The following is a 15,816-nucleotide window of genomic DNA, read 5'->3' as shown; positions in this document are numbered from 1 at the left end:
CTTATCAGAAAAAATGCTTTTATCGACAGTCAGCGCACCAACTATAACTGGTGCTTATGTTTTGGATTTATTGGGACATTTTCACAAATAATTGACATATTGTTTTTATAAACACTGTTTATTTTATGAACCATTTATGATAATGTCCTTGTATATCATTTGTGATTATGTCTCATTTCAAATCAATGGTTTTATTTACCCTTATGAATATTAACATCGCGGTAATAACCACTCAATTATAGAAATAGAGAGAAAAGCATTTTTTCTTCTAGATGATTATGTAAGGCAGCAAGTGTTCATTTTTCGCCCGACCGGCCAAAGGGTAAGGCCAGAAAAATGAACACTTGCTGCCAATAATCTATACACCTATCAGAAAAAATGCTTTTGTCGACCGTCTTATCACCAACTATAACAGGTGCTTATGTTTTGGATTTATTTAGGACAAAAAGCGCTAACAAAGGAAAATACTTTTATAATTTATGATTCTATCCCACTTGCTCTACCCTTGGTTCTATTAATACGGCCTCAACCATAATATCGACGATTTTAGGGTCAAACTGAGTCCCCTTATTCTTTATTAACTCTAAAATAGCTATTTCCTTAGATAAAGATTTACGATAAGGTCGATTTGATACCATGGCATGATAAGAGTCTGCTACTGTTATAATTCTTGCTAATAGCGGAATTTCAGTGCCTGATAAGCGATCGGGGTAGCCTCTCCCATCATAACGTTCATGATGACTCCTAATACAAGAAAGCATCTTTTTATCTTGGATAAATTGTTTTATCATGTCATATCCATAAATAGGATGATTTTTAATGATTGAATATTCTTCATTATTGAGTGGGCCATCTTTTAAAATAATGGAGTCTGGAACACCTAGTTTTCCAATATCATGGAGCATTCCACCTATCATTAAATCATGTTTTTCATTTTCATTTAATCCAAGCTTTTCGGCGATGAGCATGGATAATCTACATACTTCTTCTGAATGCTTACCTGTGTAACAATCTTTTAAATCAATTGCTGATGCAAAGGTACATACAAAATCAGTGAGCATACCTTTCTTAATAGAATCTTTTTCTTGATCCATCAAAGAAATAAGACTAGTATTAAATAAATTCACTTTATTTCCACCTGTCATTTTAGCGAAGCGAGCTGCTTTTTCAGAACAATATATGAGCATTCTTAAATCAAATGCATCTTCTGGAAATCTTGAAATCCCAATAGATATCGTTGCAGGAAAAAACCCCGCACATTTTTTTAAGGTTTCTGATTCAATGACAGGGAGTCGAATAGAATCTGCAAATCTGATAATTTCTTCTTCCTCTGTTGAGTCCATAATCGCTATAAAGTTATCCCCTACATATCTAAACAGCTTCAATTTATCGGTAAATTTCGATTGAAGTATACAACTAATTTCCTTAATCACTTCATCTCCAATTGAATAACCGAATTTTTCGTTTATTAAAGTAAATTTATCAATATCAATATACAAAAGACTAAAGCTATTATTCGTATTCTCAATAATTTTACTGTACTGCTCGTGAAAGTAGCGATGGTTATACATATTTGTAAGCTCATCTGTGATCAAGGTTTTACCTAAGAGCTCTTTTTCTTTTTCAAGTAATATACTTTGGGTGTAAATATTTTTTTGATAATTAAAATATTTATAGAAAGATAATATTAACAATCCTACCGCGCAACTTAACATACCATAAATACTAATCTTTAATACAGGATCTATGCCTAAAATCAAAAGTATAATCTCATAAATACCCGGAACAATAACAGAAAAACCTGCTACACTGATTAGTAGCGATTGATATTTATTGGTTTTAATATCCTGAAGTGCAACAATGATCCAACCTATTACATTTACCATCAATCCAAGATTTATCCATACATAAAACTTTTTAAATGTAATCATATCTGGTGAAAAAACAATTGCAATGAGTATACTCAAAACCAATAAAATACCCAGTATTTTCAACAGTTTTTTCTTATAAGCATAACTAAATCCAAAAGAAATACAGGCTGTCGCCAAATATAAGCAAAGAAAAACAAGTTTTCTAAAGGTTAAAAGAGAAAAGGGCATATAATAGATTGGAGTATAATCAAGAATATTGATACTCAATAATAAAACACCAACTGGTATTAAACGTTCAAAGTTTCTAAGTTCTGTTGTAGTGGACATCAAGAACAATATATACAATGAAATTGCAAAAAGAATGCCTAATAAGACATAATTAAAATCCGTAAGAAATAATCTTAAAAACATTATAATTTTATAACTACTTTCGGAATTGGTTATCACGATAGGTAGCACTGATTTCCCAAATTTATAATCAGAATATGCTTCAATTGTGACGGTATTCAAATCTTTTATTTGTGATTTATCAAATGTAAAAGTATGAATTGCATTCCAGATGGAACTTGCATTTGTTTTATCGTTACCAACAGAACCGATTAAAACATCATTCATTTTAACCTTATACCAATTGGCTGATAACTTGGGAATCAATAACTCCAGACTTCCATTTATGTTTTCTAATTCACTTTTCTCAAAGGTAGTTTCGATTACATTGAATTTTTCACTTTCCTGCGTAAGGTTTCTATATTTTAATTCATCTTCAACACCATTGACTTTGAATTGATCTAAAATTAAGATCTCATCATTTTGTGCAGAAAACTCTGATCGAATAAATATATAGGTAAATAAAACTGTTATCACCAACAATAGAATCAAATTAATATAAATATAAAAAGCTTTTTTATACATATAGAACCTCCTACATCTTATCAGTCGTTTTGTGAATATCCATTAAATTCATTGATCTTTATGTCATTATGTAGAAACTTGGTTAATTATGTTATATTTTAGCACAATTGTCAGAATATTTCAAGAAGTATGCGCTTGTATACTCCTTAAATCATATTTATCTCTATTGGATAAAAAAAGCGCCGAAACAGATAGATTTTATCTCTTCGGCGCCATTCTATTTATAGGTTTAATCCATATGCACTATTTATTATTCAGCCATCATTTGTCTTAATACAGTTTGTAATATGCCCCCATTACGGTAATAATCTATCTCAATCAAGCTATCTAAGCGAAGGATTGCTTCAATTTCAAATTGACTTTTATCCTTTCGTGTTACGACTACTCTCACCTTTTGTCCGGGTAGTATTTCATTAGATAATCCTTTGATCGTAAAGGTTTCTGTACCTGTTATTTCTAAAGAGTTCCAGTTTTCATTTTCCAAAAATTGCATTGGCAATACACCCATTCCGAGTAAATTGCTTCTGTGAATACGTTCATAGCTTTCTGCTAATACGGCCTTCACACCTAGTAAAAAAACACCTTTGGCAGCCCAATCTCTTGAGCTTCCTGTTCCATATTCCTTACCTGCTAAAACAATTAAAGACACATCATTTTGTTGATACTTCATGGAAGCATCATAAATGGACATCACTTCATTATTTTCCAAATAATTCGTAACGCCACCCTCTATACCTGGCGTCATTTGGTTCCTTATTCTGGTATTTGCAAATGTTCCTCTCATCATAACCTCGTGATTTCCACGACGTGAACCATAGGAATTAAATGCTTCTTTATCTACCCCATGCTCCATTAAATATTGACCCGCAGGACTTTTTTCAGATATATTACCTGCTGGAGATATATGATCTGTCGTTACAGAATCCCCTAATAAAGCCAAGACCTTTGCAGCTGAAATACCTTGAATATCACCCGTTTTTAATTGCAGATCTTTAAAAAATGGAGGTTCTTGAATATAAGTAGAACTATCATCCCATTCGAATAATTTTCCTCCACTAATTGGAATATCATTCCATCTTGCATTCGCTGCAAAAATATTAGTATATTTTTCACGGAACATCTCTGGACTCATTGCTTTATTTAGAGCTTCCTTGATTTCTTGATTTGATGGCCATATATCCTTTAAGAAAACTGCATTTCCTTCTTGGTCAAAACCAAGTGGTTCAGAAGTAAAGTCAATATTAACAGTCCCCGCAAGGGCATAAGCTACCACTAGCATGGGCGAAGCAAGATAATTTGCTTTTACCCCCGCATGAATACGTCCTTCAAAATTTCGGTTTCCACTCAGTACAGAAGCTACTGTTAAATCATTTTCTAAAACTGCTTTGCTCACTTCATCTGGAAGTGGTCCACTATTACCAATACATGTTGCGCAACCGTAACCTGCTACATAAAAACCAAGTGCTTCAAGGTGTTCTAATAGTCCCGCTTTTATCAAATAATCGGTAACTACCAAGGAACCTGGTGTTAAGCTACTTTTTACATAGTTTGGTTTCGCAAGACCTCTCTCTATGGCTTTCTTAGCTACAAGTCCAGCTCCAAGCATGACATTAGGATTGGAAGTATTCGTACAACTTGTAATTGCCGCAATTACAACCGATCCCGTCTTTAAATATTCACTTTTCTCATCAAGAGAAGGAAGCACAATTTGCGTATTCATCTTTTCTTCAGTTATACCGTATCCTCCTTCTGCAATAGGTGCTCTCATAACTTTATTAAATACTTCTTTCATCGAGGTTAATGGTACCAAATCCTGTGGTCTCTTTGGACCAGCTAAGCTTGGTACAATTGTCGATAAATCTAATTCGAGCGTTGTATTAAAAATCGGATCTTCAGTAACTGCAGTTCTAAACATACCTTGCGCTTTATAATAAGCTTCTACAAGAGCAATTTGTTCTTCTTCTCTTCCAGTAGCTCTTAAATAATTTAACGTCTCATCATCAACTGGGAAAAAGCCCATGGTTGCACCATACTCAGGCGCCATATTGGCAACTGTCGCACGATCTGCCAAGCTGATATTAGCAAGGCCTGAACCATAGAATTCCACAAATTTTCCTACTACACCCACTTTTCTCAACATATTGGTAATCGTTAATGCTAAATCTGTAGCGGTCGATCCTTCACTTAACTCTCCCGATAATTTAAATCCTACAACTTCGGGCGTGATAAAATATAGGGGTTGTCCTAACATACAAGCTTCTGCTTCAATACCACCTACACCCCAACCTAGCACACCAAGTCCATTGATCATCGTTGTATGGGAATCCGTTCCAACCAAGGAATCCGGGTAGACAAGGACTTCCCCATCCACTTTTTTCGTCGCAGCAACAGAGGCTAAATATTCTAGATTAACCTGATGCACAATTCCTGTAGCAGGTGGCACTACTCTAAGATTATCGAAGGCGGTTTGTGCCCATCTAAGAAACCTATAGCGCTCATCATTTCTTTCAAATTCTCTATTCACATTATATTCAAGTGCATCCTTCGTACCAAAACGATCTACCATTACAGAATGGTCAATAACCAAGTCAACGGGTACGATTGGATTGATTTTATTGGCATCGCCACCACAGCTTTCCATAGTATCACGCATAGCTGCCAAATCTACAACAACCGGAACCCCAGTAAAATCCTGCAACAAGATTCTAGCAGGTATTAAAGGGATTTCTTTTTTTGTATCTTTATTTGCAAAGCCTATGATCTGATGTAAATGGTCAATCATAATGGTTCTACCATCAAGTTGACGCACTGCTGCTTCTAGCAATACCTTCATTGAAAAAGGTAGACGAGAGACAGAGCCAAAATCCAATTTCTCCAGTGTATCCAGTGGATAATACATATATTCTTTATTGTTAACTTGTAGTTTTTGCTTTATTGATAACACATTGTTTTTTTCCATATTTATCTCCTATCATTTATACTATAGTTATACACCATTATACCGTTAAAACACTATCCTAGTAAAGAAACAAAGAAGTACCAAAATGGTACTTCCTTTAGTTTTAATCGTCTAGCCTTAAGTTTTCCATAATCTTTTTATCCGCAACATTCTTAGAAGTATTGATGATATGTTCATTTGTAAGGGCTTCAACCTTAAGATAGTCCCCTTCCTTAATCGCTTCAAGAATCATTTTATGTTCTAAAATTGACTTTTCTGCTCTTTCATATGAGGATAAGGAAGCTTTTCTCACTCTTTGAACATAATGATGGAAATCAGATAAAACATGTCTTAATATTTTACTGTTGGAAATATCATATAGCTTTTCATGAAATCTATTGTCTAACTCATATAATTGTTCTAGATGATTTTTACTGAGATGAAACTCAGAAAGATAAACGATTTCCTCTAATTCTTCAATTTGTTCAGTAGTAATATTTTGTGCTGCCCACTTAGCAGATAAACCTTCTATTAAAGATCTAATTACATAAATGTCATCAATATCCTTTGAATTAATCCCTGTAACAATTACTCCTTTATTCGGAATACTTGTAACCAAACCCTCCAGCTCAAGCTGCCTGATTGCTTCTCTAACTGGAGTGCGACTAACTCCAAGTTCTTCGGAAATCTTTACTTCTATCAAGGCTTCGTTTTGCTTAAACCTACCTCTTAAGATATCTTCCCTAATTCGATTAAATACGCGTCCTCGTAGGGAATAATTATCAGAGGCATCATTTCCTCCAATATAACTACTCATAATATTCCTCCTAAAACCTATCTATAGCTTTTCAATGGTTTCCATGAGATAATCAGCAAATGCAGCACTTGTAGCACCCGTATCTCTACCAGTCATTACCAATTTCTTTTCTGTATTTCCACAGATGTCTAAAGCTTTCGCAAGTTTTTCAGCTTCTTTTGTATATCCAATATGAGCTAGAAGCATTGCTCCACCTCTGATTACGCTACATGGATCAGCATAAATATCCCTGCCTTCGTCAACCATTCTTGGTGCGGAGCCATGAATTGCTTCAAACATTGCATAGGTCTTTCCAATATTTGCACTTCCTGCTGTTCCTACACCGCCTTGGAATTCAGCAGCTTCATCAGTTAATATATCCCCATATAGGTTAGGAAGTACCATTACTTGAAATTGAGATCTTCTTTTTTCATCAACAAGCTTTGCTGTCATGATATCAATATACCAGTCATCAAATTCAATATCTTCATACTCTTTTGACATATCTCTACAGATATCTAAGAATTTTCCATCTGTTGTTTTAATCACATTTGCTTTAGTTATACAAGTAACTTTCTTTTTGCCATTTTTTTTAGCAAATTCAAAAGCTGCTCTAGCAATTCTTTCTGTACCTTGTGTCGTAGCAACTGTAAAGTCTACAGCGATATCTTCATCTATATTTACACCCTTACTTCCAAGTACATACGCACCTTCTGTATTTTCACGGAAGAAAGTCCAGTCAATCCCTTTTTCAGGAACACTAACAGGTCTAACATTTGCAAATAAATCTAATTCTTTTCTCATTGCAACGTTAGCACTTTCAATATTTGGCCATGGATCACCTTTTCTAGGTGTGGTTGTAGGTCCTTTTAAAATAACATGACATTTTTTAAGCTCTGCTAATACATCATCTGGAATTGCTTTATTGGCTAATACACGATTTTCTATTGTCAAACCTTCGATCGTTCTAAATTCAATCTTACCTTTTTTAACATCAGCAGCTAAAAGATATTCTAATACTCTATGAGCTTGAGCTGTTATAGCAGGACCAATCCCATCACCACCGCATACACCAATAATAATCGTATCCAATTCTTCATATTTAATAAAGTCTTTTTGTTGTTTCATCATTTCTACTCGAGCTAATTGCTCTTTAATGATTTGTTCAAATTTTTCAATATAATCCATTTTAATTTTCCTCCATTGTTATATTACACCATTATAAGTGTAGCCACTCATTTTAGCAAGGCAATTCAATTACTTTACTTTCATATTTAACTCTACACAAGCTTTATCGATTTCTCGAACCAACTCTTCTTCCGCAATAAATGAAATTCTTCCGCCTTCATATTCGGAATCTACCCATGTTTTCACTTTTGCAACGATAGGACTTTTCTTATCAATCGCCTTGTCGCCTTTTAATTGATAAAAAGTATTCATCCAATGAGCTATTCCTGATAAACCTGAGGTATCTGTTACAGCAACTCTAACTGGTCTGTTTAGTAGTTTATCGGTATCAAAAATATTATATATTTCTTCATTTTTAAGCAATCCATCTGCGTGAATACCTGCACGAGTTACATTAAAGTTTTTACCTACAAAAGGTGTTCTAGCTGGGATTTCATCGCCAAATTCCTTTTCAAAGTACTCAGCAATTTCAGTGATAATTCTAGTATCTACGCCGTCAAAAGAGCCTTTAAATTGTGCGTACTCAAAAATCATGGCTTCAAGTGGTGTATTACCAGTTCTCTCGCCAATTCCAAATAAGGAACAATTCACACTGGAACATCCATATAACCAAGCTGTAGATGAATTTTGTACAGCCTTGTAAAAGTCATTATGTCCATGCCATTCTAGCATTTCTGAAGGCACTCTTGCATGGTGATGTAGACCATAAATGATACCTGGAACACTTCTTGGTAATACAGCACCTGGATAACTAACGCCATAACCCATTGTATCACAAGCCCTTATTTTAACTGGAATTCCAGATTCAACACTCAATTTATTTAATTCTGCCACAAAAGGTACCACAAAACCATAAAAATCAGCTCTGGTAATATCTTCTAAGTGACATCTTGGTTTGATTCCATAAGACATACATTCTTTTACTATACCTAAATAATAATCCATAACTTGTTTACGTGTCATTTTCATTTTATAAAAAATATGAAAATCAGAGCAACTTACTAGGATACCTGTTTCTTTGATACCGATTTCTTTCGCCAATTCGAAGTCTTTCTTTGAAGCTCTAATCCAAGTAGTTACTTCGGGAAACTCATATCCTCTTTCAAGACATTTAAAAACAGCGTCTCTATCTTTTTTACTATAGATAAAAAACTCACTTTGTCTAATAATACCGTTCTTACCACTTAATCTATGTAAGTAATCATAAATAGTCACAATTTGCTCAGTAGTGAAAGGTTCTCTAGATTGTTGTCCATCTCTAAAGGTAGTGTCAGTAATAAAAATATCCTCTGGCATATTAATAGGAACTACACGGTGATTAAATGCAATTTTAGGTGCTTCATCATATGGAAATAAATTTCTATATAGATTTGGTTCAGAAACATCTTGTAGTGGGTAACTAAACTCTGTTCTCTCTAGTAAATTGGTTCTTTTATCATACTCAATCATTTGTTATCCTCCATAATCAACCATAATTGTTCTTATGTATGATTGTATACAATAATACCTTGTCTGTCAAGAGAAAATTTAACCGAAAAACTCCCATTTTATTTAATGTTTTCTTAACATTCTCTTTATATTTATTTAACAATTTGAGCAATTGTCTGAATATTTGCGTACTTTTCCACACTATCCACACTCTTATTCACAGCTTTTGCAAATCATATGTCAAATATCTACAATTGGTTCCTTTCTAGTTAACAATATTTATATTTGAATGTAATCTTTCATATTATTTCAATTTTATCATCACATCTTTTTTTCACATATCAATAATGACCTTCATACAATATATTATACAAAAGAGAAAGAATACATTGTTTTGAAAGGAGGTATATCATGAATCAATTTTCTTCAGGAAATAATATGTTCTTTATGTTCTTCTTATTATTATTATTCAATGACAATGGATCACCATGTGGTGGTGGCAAGCAATCCTTTGCAGAAAATAGTTTATTCTTTTTCTTATTGTTATTTATGATGTTATTTGGTGGTATGGGCCATTACTAATGCAAAACAATCCTCTAAACTAAAAGTTATTTGCCACTTAAATTGACAGGAAAGTGCTTGCCACTAAAGAGATAGATACGAGTCACTTTCTAGCTTTTACTTATGCAGAGTTTTCATAATATCTGAAATGCCTAGGCAATTAACCTAGGCATTTTTATTTTCTTATTCTATAATATGTTCATAAAGCTTCTGTAAATCAATGAGTCCCCAACCTTGTTGTTCCTGACCAAAACCCAAATCATAGGTTGAATATTTAAGACTTAGTTTGATGTCTTTGTTCGATAAGTTTGGATAATCTGATAACAATCGAACGATAATTCCAGTTACAATCGGTGTTGCCATTGAAGTACCGCTTTTTTTGATGTAGCCTATGATTTGTTTCGGATATAGTTCCGTGTTAGCCACAAAGATTGGATTGCAATGGCAGGATATAATATTAGATCCTGGCGCTACGACGTCAGGTTTTTTGATGCAGCTTTTTGTTGGGCCTCTACTGGAATAGTTTGAGATAAAGTCGCCTAGGATTCTAACCTCTTGCGCATCATCTGAGGAACCGACTGTAATTACCTTTCTACTTACACCAGGGGTTGTAATCGTGCTGTTAGATGGTCCATTGTTACCTGCTGCACATACTACGACTATTTCATTATCCCAGGCTACGTTTACTCCTCTTACCAGGGCGGAGTTCTCGCCTTCAAGATCCTCCATGCCGACTGATAGGTTCATTACCTTTATGTTATATTTTTGTTGATTGTCTAGAACCCATTGAATTCCGGCTAAGACATCTGAGATATTACCAGCACCCTCTTTGCCGAGGACCTTTACTGCTACAATGTTGCATAAAGGGGCGATGCCTTCGTATTTACCATCACTCTCGTAACCATCCCCTGCTATTATACCGGTTACATGGGTGCCATGGCCGTTATCGTCATAGGTATATTGCTTGTTATTTACAAAGTCTTTGAATGCAAGAATTCTATTGTTTTTTTTTACGAGATCGTTGTGGGGGTATAAGCCGGTGTCTAATATTGCTACGGTTATTCCTTTTCCCATGGCACTTTCATCGGAATGCCAGAAGGCATGAATGGCTTCTCTGGCGGAATTCATTTGGGCAGTAATATTGGCATCTTGTTCAACCTTTACTACTCCTTTTAGTCCTTGGAGCTGACCCATATTTTCTTCATAGATTTCTAAGACGTATGAATTAATCATTGGTAGTGAATATTTTAAGGTTCCTATTTTTTCTAATTCTTCTCTATACATTTCAGTCTCTTCGCAGTTGACTATGACTTGAATCTTTTCACGTTTGATTTCTAGCTGTTCCTTTTCTTGGTGCTCACTTGCATGCTGCTCATCTTCAAGGTTGTTTAGTGCACTCATTTCCTGGTGTTTCACTTTTTGCCTCAATAATAGTGGTAGTATGGGCAATAAGCTCATAAGTCCCATATCCTTTTTATAGCGTTTCAATCTATATGTATTCTTGGGTTAGGGGTAATATGCCTATGATATTCTCTCCATTAATATTTTCGTTTTTTCCCTACATATTATCAATAGAAAAAGATAATAATCAAAAATTCCTGAATAAAGCTATTATCCCGATACATGAAAATATTTTCATCTTTTTACAAAAAACAATCAATCCAAGTATGTCTCATATACTTTTAAATTTATTATTTTTTATTACAAAACTTGACATAAATTTATTTAAGAGTATAATAAAAGTATAGATGTTAGCACTCGAACGATAATATTTTATAATTGCATTCATTTTTAATTGAGCTGTGATGAATAATAACAAGTAGAACAAATATGCGTTTTATGGCGCAAATATTGTTCCTAGTGAAAGTCTTCCTGACTTTCTAATTCAAATGATTTACAGATACTAATTTAGAATATTACTTTATTATAAAAATAAAAAAGAGGCGAAAATTATGAAATCTAGTAACATATCTATTATACCGGAAGAAACAATTTTGAACAATGAAACTACCAATACAGAAGTAAACGGTACTACCGTTCCTTCATCATGGCATGGAACACCACCACAATCAAATAATGATGAAATAAATAGCAGTACTGTTCCTACAACATGGGATGAAACTCCACCGCTACCTAATGGTGATGAAGTAAATGGGACTACAGTTCCTGCATCATGGGATGGAACACCACCGCCATCAAGTAATGAGGATGTGAATGGTAAGCCACTCCCATCAGATTATGAGGAAGTTACAGCATCCGATGCCACTGAAATTTATAGTACAACTACACCAGATTCAGAAAAGTAAACAAATATGACAAAATGATGGATTGTGTCTAATCCAAATCAAAACTCAACACAAAGTCATGGCAATGCAATTACAGAGCTAACAATATTTTAGATTTAGTAGGAAGATTTTATTTAATAAATAACTGACATCTCACACGACCGTGTATACCCGTTCGGTATACGGCAGTTCTTTAGTTACAACTACTTGTTGATAGTAATTAAGAAAAATAAGAAACGATCAACTTTTGGTTGTATTGACTGGAATTAAATATTGGGCTATTGGCATAACTTGCCAATGGCCTTTTTTAGGCTGCAGTATTGACCTCGGTTAGTTAGCAAATATGCATGCGCCATGAAACTGCAAGTAGTAATTAATATCAAAAAAAGATAGCACAAGCTATCTCAGACTGTCGACAAAAGCATTTTTCCTCATAGGTGTGTGTTCATGGTGTCAGGCACCTTTTTACGGCACCTTTTTATCCACCTTATCTCTTTTTATGTTAGTTACAATCTCGTTATTATCAACTGCATTTTCTATTTGCATAATATCCGATTCTTGGTAAATATTATTTAAATTCAATAGGATCATTCTCAAAAAATGTCCATGGGTTTAAAAATGTACCATCTTTCCATATAGCAAAATGAAGATGTGATCCTGTTGAGTAGCCTGTTGATCCCATTTTGCCAATAATATCTCCTTTTTTAACGAAATCTCCTTCTTTTACTTGAATTTTACTTAGGTGAAAGGAAGAGGTGAATACCCCCAATCCGTGGTCAATTACTATGGTATTGCCCGTAATGATAAGTTCTTTGGCTAATACCACTTTTCCGTTGTTAGAAGCCATGATTGGTGTTCCAGAAATATTTGCAATATCAATAGCAAGATGTCTGCTCGGAGTAGGATTGTCATTTGTGTACCGTGTTGCGCTATATTCTGTTGTAATTTTCCCCTTAACAGGCTGAATAAATGCGCCATCCCATAATTTTTCCTGAATTGGATTGGCTCTTGCCGCATCAAAATACACTTGATCTTTTGCAGAATTATTTGTTGTTTTAATCGCAACTGTAGATTTTGCTACTTTAAGATATTGAACATCGAAAGCTTTAGGTAATATTTCAACATCTAAGGTTGTCAGCAATTTTGTCTGCGAGTTAGTAGCTTTGACTTGATATTTACCAGGGGTAGACCAAGCGTAAATTGGTATCAAGCCGATAAATCCATCTTTGTATTTATAGAAACGAATTTTATTAGTGTAAAAGGGTGCAGTAACAGAAAAATTTTCTGCTGAATTGGTATTGGAAACAAAAACAGCAAAGCTATCACCAGGATAAGCACTCGTTTTATTGAGTTTGAAATCTAATTCTTTCGTTATTCTGCAGTTTTCTTTATCTAATATTGCATCATATAATTCGTGTTTAACTATATACATATTGCCATTTCCTGTTGAACTTGCTAGGTAATAGTCAACGATTATAGTATACTTTTTTTCCCCATAAATACTTGCAGAGGAATCATTCAAATCTGGATATAGTAGATTTTCGTTTGTTTTTGAATTTATTACTTCAAAATCAAGCTTCAGTCTTGTCCTGAATGTTACTCCGTCATAGTAAAATACTGGAGACTGGAACTGCGCGTTTCCTTTCATAATTACTTCGTTTTCTTTTACATATTTAACATATTCTTCTATGCTCTTATCATTTGCAGCAAAAATCATGTACCGACTTAAACTTTTCTTGAAACTTTCTACGGTTATAGTTCGATAGTCAATATTCAAAATATCTTTAAAGAATTCTTCAGATATATACTTTGCTTGAGGAAATGTCTCTTTTCTTGTAATATATAAATCTTTTGCTGTCATTGAAGCTTTATGATCTCTTGAAAAAAACGGTTTTTCATATATACTTTTATCAATGTTAGTTAGTATATATGGAAATAGACTAGCATTTGATGGCATCTTTTCAGGACTTTTGTTAATCTGTTCGCCCATTTCAACAATTGTGTTATACTGCTGCGCATAATTAACAGCTAACTCATTTAACTGCCCTTTGAATATATAATCATTCGCATTTAAATTATCAGTCAATAAATATATAATCTTATTTGCCACCATATCCTTTATTGCTACTTGTTCTTCTGCTTTGTATGTAGACATATCCTTCAGGTATACTTCTACTGAGTTGACTGGCAAGTCTTTTTTCAACAATACTTTGCACGCTTCAAAATAGGATATAACATCGATATACGTTGCTTTATCTTTGTAATTAGTAATGTTTATCTCTTCCTTAGTAACCCCCATCGTTTTTGCGTAGTTAACCCATATCGCACCTGGATATTCCTCGTCTTTTTCAGAATAACCGTCTAATTCATCCGTATTGAGAGTTACACTTAATGCTAGTTTTAATGCTTCTGCTTTTGTTACAGCTTCATCAGATTTTGCGCTTTGGTTATCATACATTTTGTAAAAACCGTAGGTTTTCATTTTTTCTTCATACTTAACATATGAATTTTTAAAAATTATGTTGTTCGATAAATCGGTATTTACAGTAACATTAAAAGTTTCATTCATAGCTTTGGCTATATCGACTCTTCTAATACCGCCGTAGCCAATTTCATTTTCAAGGATTTGAAGAGTTTGTTCAAGTGTAAGTGATTGGTCGGGGTTAAATGTAGTATTGGACATACCATTTAATAGACTTATTTGATATGCAATACTTATATTGTGCTCTGACCAATGGCCTTTTGTATCTGTAAAGACTTTAGGACTCTTTATTGAATTAATACTTAAAACTTTATTGTTAAAAGTAGCTATTACTTTTGCAGCTTCAGATCTCTTAATTGGATTGGTCATTGCCATATAGCCCTCTGGCGTTCCACTTAGAATTCCTAAAGACTTTAAGATCTTTGCTTCTTCTTGAACTGCCGCAGGTAAAGTATCGTTATCTTTAAAATTCAAGATTTCGTTCTCTACAGAAAGTATTGTTAAACCCTGTCTTTCTAATGCGGCTTGTATTACACGCAACTGAACTAACATAAACTCGCCTTTTAATACTTGACGACTTGGATTTTCGTACCAATTTAGTTGATATAAATCCACTAAACTTTTTGTCCATTCACTAGACTCATACGTTTGATGCTCAAAAGAAGGCACAAAGCTTGATATTTCTCCTTTATTCCAAGTTTCTTGCTCAGCAAAGGTGGTATTTGTTAAAGAAAATACTAAAGTTAAAACAAGTGACATGGTTAACATTCTTTTCAATAAACTTTTAAGATTTGTTTTCATTTTATCAGTCCTTTTTATTAATACAAACTTCCACTTGCAGTTTCCCTTCTTATCTAAGCTAAATCTAGACTGTAATCTAAGCAATTCATCATTTTCATCCAGCATTTTAGTTTCTACACACATTCTACCTTAGATAACGATTATATACCATTGTTTTTCCTTTTCAATTATAATACATCTTCATTACATTAGTAGCGTAACAAAACATTTGTTTAACACTTAGTACGATTACATTCAAAATACCTTATCATTTTGTCCGCAAGAACCATTACGAGAACTCCGTTACACTCATGCAGCCTTCCATTTAATTATAATTCACCGATGTATCCCTAATACTCTGTACAACGCCTTGTTATTTGATTTGTCTATTTAAGCGAACCTATTGCTATTGCCATATCAAAATGAGATCCCTGTTTTTTAATGTAACTGGATACTTAATTTATAACAATCTTAGTTTTTAGCACTTCGTATCATGAAAATGGCTGCTCGAATCCTTTCACTTCACTGCTGGCTTGATCCCCCAGCATAATTATGGCGATGGTAGGCTGCCCAAA

9 protein-coding genes are annotated in these 15,816 nt (G+C 33.9%); 2 read left to right on the top strand and 7 right to left on the bottom strand.

Translation table 11 applies throughout. The annotated features are described in order from the left end of the window. Positions 1-485: 485 nt before the first annotated feature. From CVU84_12815 to CVU84_12790, 6 genes are all read right to left on the bottom strand, one after another. Positions 486-2,783, bottom strand: coding sequence for a hypothetical protein (locus CVU84_12815; protein ID PKM94330.1), 2,298 nt, complete (start codon positions 2,781-2,783; stop codon positions 486-488). A gap of 250 nt (positions 2,784-3,033) precedes the next feature. Beyond that, positions 3,034-5,742, bottom strand: a complete 2,709-nt coding sequence (gene acnA, locus CVU84_12810; protein PKM94329.1) for an aconitate hydratase AcnA — start codon at positions 5,740-5,742, stop codon at positions 3,034-3,036. Positions 5,743-5,845: 103 nt separating this feature from the next. Then, entirely contained in the window at positions 5,846-6,538 is a 693-nt protein-coding gene (locus CVU84_12805; GenBank protein PKM94328.1) for a GntR family transcriptional regulator, read from the bottom strand. 21 nt (positions 6,539-6,559) lie between these two features. Beyond that, positions 6,560-7,705: an isocitrate dehydrogenase gene (locus CVU84_12800; protein ID PKM94327.1), complete on the bottom strand. Its 1,146-nt coding sequence runs from the start codon at positions 7,703-7,705 to the stop codon at positions 6,560-6,562. 69 nt (positions 7,706-7,774) lie between these two features. Then, a complete protein-coding gene (locus CVU84_12795) occupies positions 7,775-9,154 on the bottom strand; it encodes a 2-isopropylmalate synthase (GenBank protein ID PKM94326.1) in 1,380 nt (459 codons plus the stop codon). 723 nt (positions 9,155-9,877) lie between these two features. Further along, positions 9,878-10,822 (bottom strand): peptidase S8, encoded by a 945-nt coding sequence (locus tag CVU84_12790; protein ID PKM94342.1) that lies wholly within the window; start codon positions 10,820-10,822, stop codon positions 9,878-9,880. Positions 10,823-11,217: 395 nt separating this feature from the next. Here CVU84_12790 and CVU84_12785 point away from each other — a divergent pair, with 395 nt between their 5' ends. Then, a complete protein-coding gene (locus tag CVU84_12785) occupies positions 11,218-11,442 on the top strand; it encodes a hypothetical protein (protein ID PKM94325.1) in 225 nt (74 codons plus the stop codon). A 204-nt stretch (positions 11,443-11,646) separates the two neighbouring features. Continuing rightward, the gene (locus CVU84_12780; GenBank protein ID PKM94324.1) at positions 11,647-12,000 is read left to right on the top strand and encodes a hypothetical protein; all 354 of its coding nucleotides are present in this window, start codon (positions 11,647-11,649) and stop codon (positions 11,998-12,000) included. 547 nt (positions 12,001-12,547) lie between these two features. Here CVU84_12780 and CVU84_12775 read toward each other — a convergent pair. Further along, a complete protein-coding gene (locus CVU84_12775; GenBank protein ID PKM94323.1) occupies positions 12,548-15,385 on the bottom strand; it encodes a hypothetical protein in 2,838 nt (945 codons plus the stop codon). Between the last annotated feature and the right edge of the window lie 431 nt (positions 15,386-15,816).

Source organism: Firmicutes bacterium HGW-Firmicutes-1, assembly GCA_002841625.1.
Lineage (GTDB): Bacteria > Bacillota > Clostridia > Lachnospirales > Vallitaleaceae > HGW-1.
The sequence above is the reverse complement of the archived record's forward strand: the minus strand, read 5'-3'. Positions and strand labels throughout refer to the sequence as shown.